Consider the following 17,438-nt stretch of genomic DNA (forward strand, 5'->3'; position numbering starts at 1 on the left):
AACTCATTAATGACGTCGACGGAAAATAAATGGTACGGCCAACAATGTCAACAGCAATTCACCTAAACGAACCAAAGAACTCTCATTCTCTTGTCCCGTTTGCGGTAACTTCTTTTCCTGCTGACCATGCACACGCTTAGTTTCTGCGAGATTACGCGCATGTCCCGCGTTGGAAATTGTTGCAGACTGTGAGTAGCGATCATTCATTTCATTAGCAGTTTGTCGGGTAAAGAATGGGACTGTCCCAGACTTATCAAATTGAACAATAATAACGCCACCATTATTATCTGACAAAATTGTACGCAAGGAGCCGGGAGCAACGGCTTGTTGTTCAATAAGATACCCATTTCTCAGTTCACGAATGAGTCGTTTAGTCGTTACGGGATCATAGGTATAAATTATCTTACTGCCATCCGGCCATTGCTTGGTAATCGTCACGGGTTTCTCAGGTTCACCCGTAGATTCATCGGTTGGTGTGTCAATAACCACATTGTGACTAGCTGGGTAGTGCGTAATCGTTGGCTGCGTATCAGATTTATCAATCTTAACCACGATTGTACCACCATTACCATCTGGTAAGGTCACACTCGAATCACCAGGGTCAAACGACTTGTCACTAACAATTTTGCCATCCGCTTGTTGTTCCGTGACCTCTCGAACGCTAGTCGTTGGATTCGTTGGATTATAGGTGTATGTGGTGATACTCCCATCATTCCACTTCTTGATAACCTTAGTGACATTCCCAGTTGAATCCTTAGTCGTGGTCGTCACGTTATTCGACTTATCGATATCTTCGTGAGTCGTATAGTGATCAAACGTTGGCTGTGAGCCCGGTTGTCCAGGAACAACCGTTGTCTCAACATCACTTCCATCTGGTAAGGCTGCGTCCGGTAAAATCACGTTCGTATCATCGGAGGTAATCGTCTGTTCACTAACAGTCGTTCTATCTCTTCGTTGCTCCGTCACCTTTCGAACACGAGTCTTGGGATTATAGGTGTACGTCGTCGTACTCCCATCATTCCAATCCTTAGTAACCTTAGTGACATTCCCAGCCGAATCTTTTTCAGTGACCGTCACATTATCGGCTGAATCAACATCATAGCCTAAGACCTTCAGTTGGCCAGAAATGATTTTCACCGCATAGTTGGCATTCGTTGTTGCTCCCGAAATGACATAGGTGCCGACATCTCTAGCAGTTCCGCAACTCAAAAGCAACTGTAAATCGGCTGGCTGCTGCGTTTGTGGCAAAGGCGTTTGCGTACTTACTTGCCACGTCAACTCAGGATTAGCGTCTCCATAAACCTTTGTTTGACTGTCAATAGTGACGGTGACTGGTCGTGGATCAATCAGAAGCGTGCCACTATCAATACTAATGTCATAGTTCTTGGAATTTGCGGAGCCACTAATCATGTAACGGCCAACGTTTTCACCTGACTGTCTCTGTAGAGTAACCTGAAAATCTGATGGTGAATCCTTAGCTAGCAATGGCGTTGCGCCAGAAACCTGCCATGTCAATTGTGGATCGTCTTCCCCATAAACTTTACGCTGGTTGTCTGCCTGAATCACAATGGCTCGTTTGTTAATTGTCAGTTTAGCTGTTGCTATTGTAAAAGTATAATTATTACTCTTGGAAGCTCCGCTAATCGTATAAGTCCCAACGTCTTCTCCAGAATCACGCGTCAACGTTAATAGATCTGATAATTTTTGACCAGCTGCAAGCGTTGAACCATCAGATAATTGACAGGTCAATGTTGGGTCTGCTTCGCCATAGATCCTCTCTTGAGGATCAACTGTGACTGTAACCACCCGTGGATTGATCAAGAGCGTTCCATCGATAAACCGAACATCATAATTAGAATTATCAAATGTTCCCGTAATAGCATAGTGACCAACTTCTTCACCAGCCTGCCGCTGCAAACTAACGTTTAGCATATCGCGGGTATCGTTCTTAGCTAGGCCTTCTTGAGAAACAATCTCCCACGTCAAATCCTGATCGGTTGAAGCCGTACCATCATAGATTTTACTTTGATTGTCAATCTGAACAGTAATCGCCCGTTTAGCAATCGTTAATTTACTTGGCGTTACTTCAAAAATATAATTATCACTCTTCGAAGCTCCGCTAATCGTATAAGTCCCAACGTCTTCTCCAGAATCACGCGTCAACGTTAATAAGTCTGATAATTTTTGACCAGCTGCAAGCGTTGAACCATCAGATAATTGACAGGTCAATGTTGGGTCTGCTTCGCCATAGATCTTCTCTTGAGGATCAACTGTGACTGTAACCACCCGTGGATTGATCAAGAGCGTTCCATCGATAAATTGAACGTCATAATTAGGATTATCAAATGTTCCCGTAATAGCATAGTGACCAACTTCTTCACCAGCCTGCCGCTGCAAACTAACGTTTAGCATATCGCGGGTATCGTTCTTAGCTAGGCCTTCTTGAGAAACAATCTCCCACGTCAAATCCTGATCGGTTGAAGCCGTACCATCATAGATTTTACTTTGATTGTCAATCTGAACGGTAATCGCCCGTTTAGTTATCGTAAACGTTCCATCTTTCACCGTCACATTATAGTTAGACGTCGCAACATCTGATCCTGTAATTTTGTAAGTTCCGGCCGTTTCACCATCCTGACGGCTCAACGTGAAGTCATTAGCAGTCAATTGATGCCCATCAACAAGCGTATCAGCTAGTACCAGTTGTGGGTCAGCATCACCATACGTTTTCGACAGGTCCTTAGCCTGCACCGTCACTGGCAAGCGGGCAATCGTGAAAGTCCCTTTATTGACCGTAATCTTATAATTACTGTTAAGCTGTGAACTCTCATCTTCAGTAATGTCATAAGTACCGGCATTTTCGCCAGCAGTACGGGTCAAAATCACACCAAGTGAATCGAGCGTATCGCCATTCACCAGGCCATTTGCGGAGTCACTAGTCAAGTCAAGTTTAGGATCATCAGCTGTACCAAAAGTCTTACCGTGATTGTTCGCGGTTACCGTAATTTGACGCGGCGCAACAGTCAGCTTAGCTGTACCAAATGACGTAAACGTATAGTTCTGGTCTTTGGCTAATTCAGCTTGAGCTTTCTGCGTATAGCGAATCGTGTAATTACCCTTGGCTTGTAACTTGGTAATGTCGGTAACGACATTGCCACTTCCATCGACAACTTCAAAATCAGCCGAGCTTACAGTGTGGTCTGCATTGGCTGTACCTAGACTACCCGTGAAAGCTGGCCAAGTACCCACCGTACCGTCAGCCGCATGACCACCGCCATATTCAACCGTAGCTGCGTCAACAGTTGCTGCAGTTTCCACCGGCTTGATTGTCAGCATCGCTGAGACATAAAGCCCGATCTTGTCGTTATTGGGGTTCAAGCTCTTTAAATAAGCTCGCCCAGCATCGGTCAATTTAAAGAAATAGTTGCCAACTGCCCTGGGGGTAACTGGGTCCCCGTCAGCCGCATCAGTACTGTAAAAGGCATAGTAGTCGGAATTGCTAAAATCAGCTGATGTCTCTGTCCCGTTAGTCCAGAAATCAGGGCCGAAGCTGACGACTGGAATCGTGATCGGACTGCCATAATCTTCACTCCAAGATTCGAACGTTGCCAAACTGCTTGCCGCATCTGTATTGTTATTATCCAAATTTGTCAAATCAGCTTCAAACGATACCAGCAAGTTTTGAACTTTTTCCAGTGAAGCATAACCATTCTGGCCATCTTCATAAATATCGTTCGCTGCCGTGGCACCCTTAGCGGCTTCAAAATCCGCTTTGGCTTCCCCATTGGCTGTAGAAATGTTGGTATAAATATCACTAACTGATTTAAGTAAGGCTTGCGCATCATCTTCTTGCGCCTGTGTCAGACCAGTAATTCCCATGAATTTATCGTACATCTGCTGTGCTTGCGCTTTATAGTTATCCGCTTTTGTCTGGTTATCCGTTGCTTGTGCTTCCCAATAATCTAAAGTACTGGTCGTTGGTAAGAGTAAACTCCCACCGGCTTGTGGATTGGCTTCATCCGTTGAATCTGTAGCGCCGGCGTTGCCAGTCGTGGACCAATAGTAATCACTACTAGTAATCGTTTTACCACCACTGGTAACGGCCTGACCGTTTGAATCAACTAATGGCTGTTGATTGAAGTTATCGGAAACGGACTGCCCTGTCCCAGCCATGACTGTCCCGGTCGTCACCGTCTGGCCATCAACTGTCTGGCCAGTGCCGACATAGTAATGGCTAATTGGTGTGGCTGTGTCATTGGTCGTTGTCGTATCTGTTCCCGTATTCGTTGACCCTTGATCAATCGGTAATTTATCATCGGCAACTTCTTCGCCAGCCTCTGGTGCAGCCAAAGTGACCTTTGTTGGCGTATACCCTGGTATTTGCACTAAAGTTGGCTCCCCATCCACTGCGACCACCGTTACTGGATCTAAGCCTGCAATAGGTTGTCCAGTCTTTGAATCAACCGGGGTCACCTTAGCTTTAAAGGCTAACCGCACGGGAATCGTCACTGACTGGTCATCTCTATCTTGGACCGTATAACTGTAGTACGTATTATCAGCAACGCCCGAATTGTCAATTGTCTTAGCCGTTCCCGTACTGCTAGAGGTCTGAGCGCCATCAATGACATACACGTTGCCGGCACTATCAGTCGGTAAAATGGCAATCAAATTAGGATCGACTAATCCCGCTGCAACCGCTCTTGCCGCTGCTGCTTGCGTGGAAAAAACCGAAACCGTATCCCCAACATTGGCGATTGCTTGTACTTTTGCCTGATCAAGTAAGGCTCCCTGATCGGCGCTATCCACCATTTGATAATCTAATGGCATTGTCTTGGGCGTATAGGTAAATTGGTCGATCCGTGCAGAGTAATCGTTCTGGCTCCCACCGGTAGAAGCAGCAATCGAGATGGAATAACCTTGGCTCGTATCCGAAATTTGTCGCACAAACGACTGACCACCAAGCGTAACCGTCAACGTCTTTGTGTCCGCATCATAATCCATCGTAAAATCGTTCAACGGATTCGTCGACCGGTTGTTTAAGTTAAGCCTACTTGCTAACATCCACTCACTGGAGCTCGCTACGCGTTGCAAATTACCATTGCTGTCAGTCGTTCGCCAACCAAAATAAGGTGTAGACGGATCATTTTTATCCGAATTAGGATATTCGTCAAAAACGAAGCCAAAGGCGTTGGCCAGGCCACCAATACCCAAATCACCACCGGAACCACCCTCAGTGGCTTTCTCTGGGTTACCAGGGGCAAAAACAACTCCGACACTGTCAGCACCACCACTAGTCTTGGTCCCAATTCCTAACGCACCTGACAACGAAAAGTCGTGGCCAAAGTCAATTTCATGTTCAAATGAAACGTGGGCAACTTGATGTCCCGTTATGGAGGTTTTAGTGCCGTACTGTGAATAAACATCATGGGCATCATTTGATGTCAACGCAACACTGCCGTCTTTGCCAATCGTTTGGACATGCGTGTTTTTAGTTGGATTAACGTTTTTATCGTTATTATCCCGATCCACGACCGTCGCCGTAAAATGATCGGCAATCTGGTCAGCTGTCAAATGAACCTCAGTATTGTCGACACCAATTTCAGTCGTCCCATCCTGTGAAAGAACTGGGTACTGACTGCTACTATCCGAAGTCTTGTCCTCAGATGTTCCGTTCGTCGAGTCATCCGCTGCTGAGGGTTCTGGTGTAGTTGGCGTCAGTGGTTCACTCTCAGAGACCGGCTGCTTGGTCGCATCTTTAGCTGCGTCGTCATCGGGTGCCGTATCCGGATTTAAGTTTTCATCTGATTCCTGGCTAGCTGGCGCAACCGGGGCTGCACTTGACTTCACGCTTGACCGCAAGGCTACTTGTGATGACGGCTTTTCTGAGTCTTTCACCGTCTTAGTCATCTGACCGGTTGCGGTTGAATCATCAGTCGCTGCATGCGCATCCACTGATCCACTTCCCTCGGCCAAAGTTACCGCCGATAAGGCCACCACTAAGCTCCCAAAGAGTCGTGTCTTTACTTTCCAACCCGTATGTCCTTTGTACAGAATAAAGTTTTTCTTGAACCCTTGATTTGCCATTTTTTGTTTCAAGACTTAACTTCTCCTCTCGTATCCTCTAAAATCCGCAATGACTATCCTGGCCGACTCTCAAGAATCAGCTACAGCTTGCTCTTGCGCCAGTTCGTAGTATTCAGGCGCAATAATTTCATGTTCTAAGTATTGGGGACTCCCCTGCAGGCTCAAAGCACTCTGCCACCAATACAAATCCCGTTTATCAAAAAAGTCCGTGAATCCTTCCGCTAATGCGCCATATTGGTCGCGCTCGATAAACAGCAGTAACTTAAATAAATAATCTAATTTCGTTTGAGACTCTATGTACAAATCACATGCCTGACTTCTGGTCAACTTGTCGTCGAAGAGGTAAGGATGCAGTTGTGGTCGAAGAACCTTTGGTAAATTTAATGTATTTTGAAGAGACAGCAACGTCTTACGTAGGTCTTCCATTCGACCGTTAATATTCGCAAGAGTCTTTGAATACGCTTCACTGTAATCTGTCATAAAAATCCCCCGTATTGTCTATAGCTCAAAACCATGCCGTTCTTCACGACCAGAGCCGCTTAATTGGCATCGTTTTTTAGCTGTAGCATTGTCAAATCATTAAATAAGTTGACCACTAATATTGCAGGCCTAGATTATCACTACAAATTCTGCACTCAGGCTCTTCCCGCAGAATCTTAAGCGGTTAGCTATCGTCTTCATTGCCAAAAGCCAACGACCCAAATAGGCTCTTCAGGGCAGTTTGAAAACAATTATAAAATTATTTCTAATATAATACAGAAATTATAGTATTAATCAAGCGAATGTTCAACATGTAAATATTAACTTGTTGTTGAATGTTACTCATGTAATTGTTTGTGCACATTTCTCATTGCTTCTTCCTTATTACCCGACTTATATACTCTTGATTTTCAAGTTGAATGTTCTTTTTTTACGGAAAATGCTTATTGTTAAGTTTCCTTCGCAGTTCCTTCAATATCACGAACTTCCCGTTTACTATCACGAATCAGATTTTATGCCGTTCCATCTACATCAGCTGATTCCTGCTGCATTACAAAACTGATCAGCAGGCCACGTATTTTTAAAAATAATTAAACGTTTACGTTAAAAACAAGCTCAATTGTTTAGCCTTGCTGCGCGGTCAGTTCTGAATAGAAATCATCTTTTTATCTCAAATATACAAAACTATCAGCACCGCCATCCCGGTTATTCAGATTAAAACTAGTGAAATTTTAATCAAGATGGGAAATCTGTCCATGATTACATCTAGCAAAAAGGACTTTCGTCTAAAGCCTTTCCAACCGCGATCAAGTGGCCGTTAGGCATTGTGTTGGATAACATTTTTTCTGAACATAACGTGTCGTCGGTTATCTGATAGCTATCGAAGCCATTGTAACTAACGACCGCAAGTCAGAAAGTACACGCGCTTTACTGTATACAAGTAGGCACGGACTACACCACGTGTATGATTGCATCGTCTGAAATATAATCTCCGTCACCGTAAGTGGCCGACCAAAGGGCAATCTTGACGTTAATGTCTCAAGCTGGCGGTTACCCGTCAAGTCAGCCTTTATCACAAGCAAAGATTCTGCCAACGACTGCTTTTCTACCGTACTCAAAAAGGCGACCTCGCCTCCCAACGAAATCGCCTTCTCAACTCATCTTCTAAGATCCCCCACTACTCCGCGCTGACCGTCACATCCCCGTCTGCTGACGCCAAGCGATACTGGGCAGCGGCCTTGGGATGGCGCTGGTAACCGCTGTTGTGGACCTTGCCGAAGACCTTGATGTCACCCATATCGGGATCCTTGACCGTGGCCTTGACCCCGGCCGACGGTGCCACGTGAGCGGTGATGTCGCCATCAGCCGTCTTGGCCGTCAACAGGCGGTCCAGGCGGTTGTTCAACAGGTGGATATCCCCGTCATCCGCTTGGAGTCGACCGCCACCAAGGGTGTTCTTGGTTACCCGCAGGTCGCCGTTGGCCGCAGACACTTGGTTGTGCCGGCTGGTCAAACGGCTATTGTTCAGGCCCACGTCGCCATTTTCGGCCCGCAGCGTCAATTGCCGAGCGCGCAGATTGTTGACCCACACGTCGCCGTTGCTGGATTGCACGTCCACATCACGATCCACCGTGACGTCGTAGAGATGCAGGTCATCACTGATATGCGCGTCGAGGCGTTTGGTCCGCAGCGATTGCATTGACACGGACCAGCCGTGTTTGACGGTAACCGCCGCCAGCTTTTGATCGCGTGGCACGGTGATCAGCACGCCTTGCCGGTAATCGCTGTCGCTAAAGCCAAAGATGGTATTGCTGAGGTGTTCGGTCGCGTTGCTACCACTAACCGTCAACGTGCCATGGTCCACCTTGGTCCGCAATTGTCCTTGGGTATCGCCGAAGCGACTGATTCGCACGCGATTGGTCTCTCCCGCTTCGATGGTCACCGGGGCGTGCGCGTCAATCACGATCTTGTCGTAGGCCGCCGGTTGATAACTCGTCGTACTGTGGCGAATCACCTCAAAGCGCCGCGCCTGACTAGACCACGCGATGCCCTTGTTGCCGTGATTGAGCCAGCCGATACCCATTAAAATGGCCCCCAGGACCAGTAAGATGATGGCAATTTTTGTCGTTCGTTTCATTGTTTACGCCCCCGTTCTGCCCGACTCCGTGGAATGAAGCGGTTGTAAATCTTCTTGGCCGCCCAGGTTAACGCCCAGGCAATCTTGCTCCCCAACCATTTCAACAGGAGCCAACCAATCCAGCTTGCCCCTAACGCCGCTAAGCCGACGCCCAGGTAAAAGATTCCGGTCCACGGCGCCTGCCAAATGGTGGCGATACCGACGACCACGCCAGCGACGCCGACTAAGATGATACTTAAAAAGACAGCTAACGCCGCAACCAGCAGACTGAATACGACCGCCGCAAACGCGATGAACAGCGCGCCAATTACGATCAAAATCGGAATCGTCACCGGCGTCGACAACAACGCTAAGATGATCAGCCAGACCGTCTTCACGTTGGCCTTGGTCGCCTGGACGGACGACCGTGATTGCGCGGTGTCGCCCTGGTCTTGTTCCGTGAGTTTGATAGAATAATCCGCCAGGACCTTGCGTGCCAACGACCGGGGGGTGCCCAGCTCGTCGACGGCCTGTTCGTAGGTCGTGATGCCCGCGTCCAATAAGTATTCCCGATAGTATTCGACGACTTCTTGTTGTTCCGCCGTCGTTAGCTGGCCGAGTAAGCGTTGCACGGCCTGAATGTAATCATTCATCTTGGTTGCCCCCTAATAACTTGGTGATGGCCTGGTTAAAGTCTTGCCACTCTGCTTGAATCTCCGCGAGTCGCTCCCGGCCACTGGCGGTCAGCCGGTAGTAACGGCGATTGCGGCCCTGAAAGGGTTCGTCGTAGGTCTCCAACCAGCCATTTTTCTTCAATCGGCGTAAGACCGGGTACAGGGTCGATTCGGAAATGGGAATCAGCGCCCGCACTTCTTGGGTCAGCGTGTAACCGTAATGGTCTTCGCGCGTCAGTAGCCCCAGCACACTGCCGTCTAACAACTCTGTTGGTACCTGAATGGCCATGTGACTGCCTCCTTTTCCGATACTATATCGCATATAATATCAATTCACTAATAATATACGATAGCGGGTAGCGGTTGTCAAGGTGAAAAATGGTTGAAGATGTGAAAAGCGCCTCACGGGTTGGCGTGAGGCGCTTGCTGGTAACTATTCTACTGTAAATTTTGACTTTATTTTGCTGCTCATCGGCTAACTTATTTGGCCAAACACAGGCCATAATCGTTTTGAACATTGAAAGCTGTATTGATCGTCCACGGATAGCCACTCTTAGCCGCACTGACGCCAGTATTATCATTCATGTAAATGCCCAGCTTATAGCCTTGGTTGATCAAGCTGGCAATTTTCTTTTGCGTGTAGCCGTTTTTGACTAAGATCTTGTTGACTTGCTTAGCCTTCTTCGCGTTGCTGGTCAACACCGGATCCATCAGCGCATCCTGAACATAGGTATCAGTGACCGTCCGCGACGTGGTCACTTTAAAGTGTAACTTGGTTAAATCAATCACGTGCTGGTAGTCTTTCAGTGTCATAGCCTGGTAGCCTTTCAACGGCGTGGCCTGGCTGTTAACGTATTGACCCGCAGCGTGTCTGGTTAACGTCAGGTCAACCGTCGCGTTCGGAAAGTACTTTAAGAGCGCTCGCGATAGCTTCTGCGATGGGTTCGTCTTTAGGTATTTGACATACGCCTTATTCGAAGTGAAAGATGGCAAATCCCTGGAAATCGCTGGCGTTAGGTAGCCGTGCCAAACGTACCCAGATACCTTGCCGCCGTATACTTTGTAGTAGACCTTCCCGTTGCGTTTAAAGGATTGCTGAACGTACCAAGTGTGGTAAGGAAAGTTCTTCAGATTGTGAGTTTTCTTAGTGAACTTCTTATTCCAAATGTACGCGGACTTCTGCGTCTTCTTGACCTTGGTGTAATAGACTGGTGCGGCATCTTTGGGCTGCTTCCAGGAATAATTCTTCTTCAACCCGTACTTCCATGGATAGGATGCGGTTATTTTGGCGCTTGCTTGCGTCCCCGATTGCAGTAGACCAATCCCCGTAGCCACAGCCAGCAACATCAGCCAAATGGCACCTCTCCTGTTGATTTTAAACAATCTCATTACCCCCTAATCTATTTCCTACCTAATAATTGTAACTCAAATTAAAATGGATTAACATCCACTCCATGGGAAAGACAGCCACCGCCCGCAAAACTACTTGTGTACAATCATTGTAGTGTATTGATGGTTATTTCGCACTAACTTAATTAGGTCTGACAACCATTATTTTCTGATAGTAGCAGCCGTTACAAGGGGGCCACGCCTTCACAAACTAACTAGTATTACAATTCTTATAGACCCGTTAAGACTCCGTTACCTTTACTTCTTCACGCTTTACCACAACAAATCCCGCCGGTCATCCCGACACCACAGTTAGTTTTATTAAAAAAACGAATAACGTAATCCGTTGACTTCCCCACCCGGCTTCGGCATACTAGTGAAAACGACTGAAAACGGGGGAATTTTCATGACTAATCAAGCATTGTTGATCATCGATTATACCAATGATTTCGTAGCGGACCAGGGCGCCTTAACCTGCGGACAACCGGGGCAAGCTTTGGCACCTAAGATCGTCAAATTAGCCGAGGAGACTCACGAAAAGGGCGGCTGGGTTCTATTGCCAACCGACGTCCACACGCCCAACGACCCTTACCATCCCGAGACCAAGCTTTTCCCACAACACAACGTTCGCGGCAGTTGGGGGCGGGAACTCTTTGGGCCGCTCAAGGAGTGGTACGCCGCCAACCAGTCCGCCGATGACGTCTGGCAATTTGATAAGACCCGCTACAGTTCCTTTGCAGGCACCGACCTTGATTTACGCCTACGCGAACGCCACGTGGACACCCTGATCCTCACCGGTGTTTGCACAGACATCTGTGTGCTGCACACGGCCGTGGATGCCTACAATCTGGGCTACCGCCTCATCATCCCCCAAGACGCCGTGGCCAGTTTCGACCCCGCCGGCCACACCTGGGCGTTGAACCACTTCAAGACTTGCCTGGGGGCGGAATTGATTTAAACTTCATTCAAAAAGAACGTAAGCACCTAATAACTGACCGTCTATGATTGACGGCCGCAACACGATATGATTGAGTTTGGGACAAAACCCTAATAGCTGAAGTAATAAGTGGCAATTAACACCACTTTTCTTTGGCAAAATATGGGCTTGTTTAACAGTATTAGATAGCGTTGATTGAGCCGATGAGCTGCCTAAAAGTAGACTGGGCAAGGCTATCACTTATGCGCGAAATCAGCGAACGGCCTTAAATAAAGTCATCGACTATGGTTCGATAGATTTTAGTAATAATGCCTCAGAGCGTAACATGAAGAGTTTTGTAATTGGTCGAAAAAATTGGCCCTTCAGCACCAGTCCCGCTGGAGCTAAGGCACAGCAATCTGGATGACACTGATTGAATCAGCCAAAGCTAATCATGTTGATCCGCGTGATTATATTACACATCTTTTAGAAAAGATTCCGCAGCTACCAGAATTTCCAAAAAAGGAAGATCTGGAAGCTTATTTACCATGGAATTTTAGTCGTGCCTTAGCAACGGCGATAGAATTACCATAGCCGCTTAGAGCATGGAAGAAATGACCCGCCCTCAAAAAACGAGGACGGGCCATTTCTTTAAATTATAATTCAATACGGTCAGTTATTGGGTGCTTACAAAATTTGGACATACCATAGAGTATTAGCAACAGGCGTTTTTATATAAAAAAGTGGAGCAAAACCGCCAAAATAAACGGTTTTGCTCCACTTTTCATGTATTCTAATACCCACCTGAGTCAAATCAGGATGTATCTTTTACCTAAGGAACTTAGAATTTTAGGGGTGAACATATCTAAGATACTACTAGAGTTTACTTAACAGTACTATATAGACAGATAGTTCTATACAGTGAAATCGCTGAAGTTGGAGCAATTCTCCTGAGTGAGTCTATAAAACTAAATCTATAGGATGAAAACTCGTGAAGTGAAGACTATTGTTGTGTAGTCACTAATTGGGCTTCCTTGGCTTGGTCAGCCTTTTGTGCTGAAGAGCCAACATAATTCTTATCATCTTGACTACGAGGGATAGCGTTAGGATCTACAGCTGTAGTTGTAGAAGATGTTGAATTAGAAGAAATATCTGAAGCATTTGTTTTCGTAAGAGGTGCGGCTGATGAGATAATCACGATATATGTTACATTATCTCCATCTTGATCTTTAGTTGTTGCCATACCAAATCCATAGTATACTAAACTTGAACTTAATAATTGTTTCTTATGACCATTATTACTTGCACCATCAAAGGTAATCATTCCTTCTGCACCACTATCTAAATAGTTTTGAATAGAATCCTTAGTAATCTTATTATGTTCATTTGTCAGTCTACCAAATTGAGTAATCGATTCATCAGAATGAGTCAACATTGAATTATCCCAAGGATCATTGAGAAAACCAAGATCTGTTTCAACTTTATTGAACATTGGCATCTTAGAAGATGAATTTGGATAAGTTACAATTTTACCAGTTTCTGGATCTGTATAATGACTTTGCATTTTAAGTTGAGCAACTTGTTGAGCTCGAATATCTGCAACTTGTTGAGCACCTGAATCGTGAATCCAAGGAGAAACACCAGCTTTAGCACGTTCATTTTCAATAAACTTGATCAAATCTCGTTTTGCCATTTGGACACCTTGAGAATAACTATATGACTTAACATTCTTTTCTGATGAGTCATTATCAAATGATTCATAAGTCCAATTCAATTTCTGTGACTTCTTACTACTCTTCTTGTATTTCTTCAAATTAGAATTGTGAATCCAACCACTCTTCTTAGAATGACTCATGTCCTTCACGTAAAGATAACGAGAATTATATGCCTTGCCTTTCTTAGTGTGCTTACGTACTGTTTCCTGCTTTGTCACATATAACTTATCCTTCTTAATCTTCTTGAGTGTAGTCCGTTTCTTAGAAAGATTTGCTTTCCTATAAACCGGACCATTATGTTTATAGGAGACTCGATACTTCTTCAGCTTCTTAGTCTTAACAACCTTATACTTCTTAGCAGCCATAACTGTTGTTGTGGCTGTTTCATTTACAACAGTAAATTCAACTCCCAACGATAATGCAGCAACTGAAACTAATAACGATTTCTTCAGTCTTTTGTTCATATTGACCTTCTCCTTTAAGTATTTTCACCCCTGATTAGGTGAATTATATAACTGACTAAGTTGAACCTTCGTGTATGTTGTTTTTCAAATACTACCTCACAATATAAAAGCCTATGACTACCCCATACACAGCGTATGAACTCAACAGCCTAGTCTCCAATCACATTCCTTTAATAAATCTTTCATACTCAAATAAGGGATAACAGAGGCCTTTAGGGATCATGAAATTGTTTTCTTACATATTCATCGTTAAAGTCAACTGTGTTAATATTTTCCGAATAACATCATATAAACAAAATTATACCACACCGTAAGCAATTATATTCAAAAACCCAATAAATATGTTTGATTTCAATAAGGTACTATAAGTTGTTAAACAATGTATTGAAAGCAACTACCTGAATTATTCATCAATATAGCTAGAATGCCCAATCTTTTCCGTGATCACTGGGTATTCTAGCTTTTTTTGGTTTCACCCATTGGGTGAAACCAAAAAACTAAAAAAAGAACCCCACAATGGTATTGTGAAGTTACCACACAAAACAATAATCAAAGGGGAGTTCCTAATGACTAATATACTCGACCGCAGCTTAGACTTCAATTCTAATATTTGTTTCTGTGATGATGGTACCCAGCTCTCAAATGATGCTGGCATGCTAGCGATACCTGATTTCCTTAACGCTATCGGCTTTAAACCGATGCTCCAACACCTTTTTCCCGAAGCGAAACAGCGACGAGCAAAATATTGTCTTTCACAAATACTACCCCAGCTCTTGCTTCAAAAGATTGCGGGTTATCAAAATGATTCGATGGCGGACTATCTTGCTGAAGATCCCGTCTTGAAGCGCTGTCTAGACGTTGATCGTTTGGCTTCTCAGCCGACTATTTCTCGCCTTATCAATGGTCTGGATGAGAAGATCACAGAGGTTTTCAGTCAGATAAATTTGAAGCTTAATCGTTTTTTGATGGCCCAGAAGAATCCATCTGATATGGTACTTGACGTGGACTCTACGCATTGTGACACTTTTGGCCGGCGAAGTGGTTCGGCCTACAATTCCCATTACGCCGCGACCGGCCTTCACCCGCTGGTGGCGTTCGATGGCCTAACTGGCATGTTTTTGGGAGCTAAACTGAGACCTACTAACGTCTACACATCGACTGGCGCTACTGAATTCCTCGCGCCAATCATTACGGCTATTAAACAGCTAAATCCACGAATGAATCTACTAATTCGTGGTGACAGTGGGTTTGCTACTCCTGAACTCTATCGCCTCTGTTTGAACACGAAAACCAAATTCTTGATCAAATTAAAATCCAACTCGAAGCTCACTTATCTGGCGGAGGACTGTGTTCGCAATCTGCGACCAGATGATTTTTGTGATCATTATTTTACGCTGAATTATCGGGCCAATACTTGGTCTGAAGACTGGAATTTACGGATAGTGGTTAAGGCAACGCGGTCCGTTGAAGACTTATTTTGGCATTTCGAATTCTTAGTGACTACCTTGGAAGAACAGGCGATTATTGAACTGTTTAAGGCCTATCATAAGCGGGGAATCGCTGAGAATTTCATCAAAGAAGCCAAGGAAGGTTTTGGTTTCGACAAGACCAATAGTCATTCGTTTCAAGCCAATAACGTTCGTATGTGGTTAGCTGTACTGAGCTACACGATTATACTGTTGTTTAAACAATTGGTGCCCCTTAGGTCTATGCGAACCCAAACCGTTTCCACTATTAGATTTTCTCTCTTACATATCGCTGGTCGCGTCACCACTCATGCGCATAAGACCATTGTTCACCTCAGCCATAATAATCCATTCATTCGCTTATTTTGGTTCACTTTACACCGCATACATCGACTGGGATAACTGGCAGATGAAAATTGGCAACCTGTAAAGCCAAGGGACAACTCTGCTCAAAAGCAACACCACGTGGTGCGCCATTACCTGGATGCATCTTTGAATTCCTAATAATAACTTCAAAACCTAAATGACGAGTTCTAAATCGAAAAATATCGATTTAGAACTCGTCATTTTTGGCCAAATCCACGTTGATGAATATTTCAGATAAATTCCCTCTGAACTTGCTCTATTTCACGCGATAATAATAGGACACAACTGGCTTCTCACCGAATGATTTATAGGCCCATCCGTCATCACGCAAGGCTTGCCGCTTCTTGTGAGTAACCCGCTTAAGATGCCAGATTTGGCCCCTTGCATCTCTACCAATAAATGTATAACCCTTTTTATCTTTCTTGACGTAGAGCGGGAGTCCGTTGAATGGATTCTTAGAACCTTTCTTTTTCTTGTCGCCGACCATCCAACTACCCTCTTTCTTGCCTTTCTTGTAGTCGGCTACACTGAAGGTATACTTGGTAATCTTAATCTTTGAAACCCCATTCTTTTTAGTTCGTTGTTGCCAAGTTCCACGCAAGGATTTGGGAGTAACTGCACGTTTAGTGGCCGCATTAGCTGTTGGTGTGACGGCTGCAACTCCTGCAACTCCTGCCATTGCTAATACTGTTAGGGTACTTACATAGATTTTCTTGCTATTCATATTCTTATTCCTCCGTTTACAGCTTTATCGTTCGATAATCATATTTATTTGACTTTTCCGGCATAGTAAGTCTGTTTATACCATTTATTTTGGCCTTTATAGTGCAGTTTCATTGTCAGTTTACGATGACTCTTTCTGGTAAGAATCATCCGATCGGCACCTTTGTACCATTTATTATTCTCTTTCTTAGTTGCCTTGAAGTAGTACTTGTGATGCCCAATCACCTTATAACGAACTGAACCGGCGTAGATATTAACAGAGTTATACCAACCGTGTCGCCATTTTCCGTTGGCCTTAGCATATAATTCGCTATCTTGGCCTTTCTTAGTGTAGTGGTACTGCACTGTTGTCCCATATTTATTTACAGGCATATGCCAATATCCACGAACCACTTTAGGATAACTCCTATGATGCCAAGCCGACGCACTGGCCGTTGTTCCACCAACCAAACCAAAGGTTGCTGCCACTAGTAGTGATAATAAAACTTTTTCATAACCCGCTCCTTCTTTCATTAATTCACTTAAAAATAACCGATTCCATAAACCATCCCCCTAACCCCGAATTCATTCAAATACCCCCGAGCAAGATTCCCTAATACCTACGTAACACCAGGGTAACAACAAATGAACTGATACTTAGTCTGATGATACTTGTGAGGGCAAACGATGAAATAAGTCATCTAGAAGCTCTATGTAAAGTAGTTACACTTCATCTAATAACTATTCCCTAATAAGTAAAAGCGTTAGATACGAGGTAATACAGTGTCTAATTTAACGCCATAAAACGCTTCGCTTAAATAAAGTATGTTAATATTTTAGAAGAAATATTATACAAATGAAATTATACCACATCATAAACAAATTGATTCAGCAATTCGAACATTTATGATTGACTACAATTAGTCAATATAAATTGTTAATCAATATCCTGAATTATTCACCAGAAACTCCAAAATCCCCATCAAACACATGATTCAAGTGCTTGATGGGAATTTTACGTTTTCACCTTTTAAGTGCAGAAAAAGAGCCTCAGCTCTGGTATAGT

The 17,438-nt window shown here is 44.6% G+C and carries 13 protein-coding genes; 4 read left to right on the forward strand and 9 right to left on the reverse strand.

Annotated elements, in window-relative coordinates:
- Positions 1-6 precede the first annotated feature (6 nt).
- The 6 genes from EGT51_RS10225 to EGT51_RS10250 all read right to left on the reverse strand — a co-directional run bounded on the left by EGT51_RS10225 (position 7) and on the right by EGT51_RS10250 (position 10,737).
- Positions 7-6,096, reverse strand: a complete 6,090-nt coding sequence (locus tag EGT51_RS10225) for an MBG domain-containing protein (RefSeq protein WP_135368609.1) — start codon at positions 6,094-6,096, stop codon at positions 7-9.
- 57 nt (positions 6,097-6,153) lie between these two features.
- Positions 6,154-6,564: a hypothetical protein gene (locus EGT51_RS10230; RefSeq protein WP_135368610.1), complete on the reverse strand. Its 411-nt coding sequence runs from the start codon at positions 6,562-6,564 to the stop codon at positions 6,154-6,156.
- Between the two features lie 1,177 nt (positions 6,565-7,741).
- Positions 7,742-8,701 carry a DUF4097 family beta strand repeat-containing protein gene (locus tag EGT51_RS10235; RefSeq protein ID WP_135368611.1) on the reverse strand — a complete coding sequence of 320 codons (960 nt, stop codon included), beginning with the start codon at positions 8,699-8,701 and terminating at the stop codon, positions 7,742-7,744.
- On the reverse strand, positions 8,698-9,333 hold the full coding sequence (locus tag EGT51_RS10240) for a DUF1700 domain-containing protein (RefSeq protein WP_135368612.1): 636 nt from the start codon (positions 9,331-9,333) through the stop codon (positions 8,698-8,700). The genes EGT51_RS10235 and EGT51_RS10240 overlap by 4 nt, the downstream gene beginning before the upstream one ends.
- Positions 9,326-9,643, reverse strand: a complete 318-nt coding sequence (locus EGT51_RS10245; protein ID WP_135368613.1) for a PadR family transcriptional regulator — start codon at positions 9,641-9,643, stop codon at positions 9,326-9,328. The genes EGT51_RS10240 and EGT51_RS10245 overlap by 8 nt, the downstream gene beginning before the upstream one ends.
- 191 nt (positions 9,644-9,834) lie before the next feature.
- Entirely contained in the window at positions 9,835-10,737 is a 903-nt protein-coding gene (locus EGT51_RS10250; protein WP_225428718.1) for a D-alanyl-D-alanine carboxypeptidase, read from the reverse strand.
- Between the two features lie 412 nt (positions 10,738-11,149).
- On the opposite strand from EGT51_RS10250, the gene EGT51_RS10255 reads away from it, so the two are divergent.
- From EGT51_RS10255 to EGT51_RS13160, 3 genes are all read left to right on the forward strand, one after another.
- The gene (locus tag EGT51_RS10255; protein WP_135368614.1) at positions 11,150-11,701 is read left to right on the forward strand and encodes a cysteine hydrolase family protein; all 552 of its coding nucleotides are present in this window, start codon (positions 11,150-11,152) and stop codon (positions 11,699-11,701) included.
- A 214-nt stretch (positions 11,702-11,915) separates the two neighbouring features.
- A complete protein-coding gene (locus EGT51_RS13155) occupies positions 11,916-12,086 on the forward strand; it encodes an IS66 family transposase (protein WP_318531312.1) in 171 nt (56 codons plus the stop codon).
- Complete coding sequence (locus EGT51_RS13160) at positions 12,083-12,253, forward strand: transposase domain-containing protein (RefSeq protein WP_318531311.1); 171 nt, start codon at positions 12,083-12,085, stop codon at positions 12,251-12,253. Before EGT51_RS13155 ends, EGT51_RS13160 begins: the two co-directional genes overlap by 4 nt.
- A gap of 409 nt (positions 12,254-12,662) precedes the next feature.
- Here EGT51_RS13160 and EGT51_RS10265 read toward each other — a convergent pair whose 3' ends face one another.
- On the reverse strand, positions 12,663-13,838 hold the full coding sequence (locus tag EGT51_RS10265) for a CAP domain-containing protein (protein WP_135368615.1): 1,176 nt from the start codon (positions 13,836-13,838) through the stop codon (positions 12,663-12,665).
- 566 nt (positions 13,839-14,404) lie between these two features.
- Between EGT51_RS10265 and EGT51_RS10270 the strand changes: the two genes are divergently transcribed.
- On the forward strand, positions 14,405-15,706 hold the full coding sequence (locus tag EGT51_RS10270) for an IS1380 family transposase (protein WP_135368616.1): 1,302 nt from the start codon (positions 14,405-14,407) through the stop codon (positions 15,704-15,706).
- Positions 15,707-15,926: 220 nt separating this feature from the next.
- On the opposite strand, the gene EGT51_RS10275 is transcribed toward EGT51_RS10270, so the two are convergent.
- Entirely contained in the window at positions 15,927-16,394 is a 468-nt protein-coding gene (locus EGT51_RS10275; RefSeq protein WP_135368617.1) for a hypothetical protein, read from the reverse strand.
- 44 nt (positions 16,395-16,438) lie between these two features.
- Positions 16,439-16,906 (reverse strand): hypothetical protein, encoded by a 468-nt coding sequence (locus EGT51_RS10280; protein WP_135368618.1) that lies wholly within the window; start codon positions 16,904-16,906, stop codon positions 16,439-16,441.
- Positions 16,907-17,438 lie beyond the last annotated feature (532 nt).

The sequence above is a fragment of the Levilactobacillus suantsaiihabitans genome (assembly GCF_004745505.1).
GTDB lineage: Bacteria > Bacillota > Bacilli > Lactobacillales > Lactobacillaceae > Levilactobacillus > Levilactobacillus suantsaiihabitans.

Coding starts and splice junctions, on each gene's coding strand:
- EGT51_RS13160 (WP_318531311.1), top strand. CDS start 12,083: ATGACACTGATTGAATCAGCCAAAGCTAATCATGTTGATCCGCGTGAT.
- EGT51_RS10255 (WP_135368614.1), top strand. CDS start 11,150: ATGACTAATCAAGCATTGTTGATCATCGATTATACCAATGATTTCGTA.
- EGT51_RS10280 (WP_135368618.1), bottom strand. CDS start 16,906: ATGAAAGAAGGAGCGGGTTATGAAAAAGTTTTATTATCACTACTAGTG.
- EGT51_RS10240 (WP_135368612.1), bottom strand. CDS start 9,333: ATGAATGATTACATTCAGGCCGTGCAACGCTTACTCGGCCAGCTAACG.
- EGT51_RS10265 (WP_135368615.1), bottom strand. CDS start 13,838: ATGAACAAAAGACTGAAGAAATCGTTATTAGTTTCAGTTGCTGCATTA.
- EGT51_RS10245 (WP_135368613.1), bottom strand. CDS start 9,643: ATGGCCATTCAGGTACCAACAGAGTTGTTAGACGGCAGTGTGCTGGGG.
- EGT51_RS10230 (WP_135368610.1), bottom strand. CDS start 6,564: ATGACAGATTACAGTGAAGCGTATTCAAAGACTCTTGCGAATATTAAC.
- EGT51_RS10235 (WP_135368611.1), bottom strand. CDS start 8,701: ATGAAACGAACGACAAAAATTGCCATCATCTTACTGGTCCTGGGGGCC.
- EGT51_RS10270 (WP_135368616.1), top strand. CDS start 14,405: ATGACTAATATACTCGACCGCAGCTTAGACTTCAATTCTAATATTTGT.
- EGT51_RS10275 (WP_135368617.1), bottom strand. CDS start 16,394: ATGAATAGCAAGAAAATCTATGTAAGTACCCTAACAGTATTAGCAATG.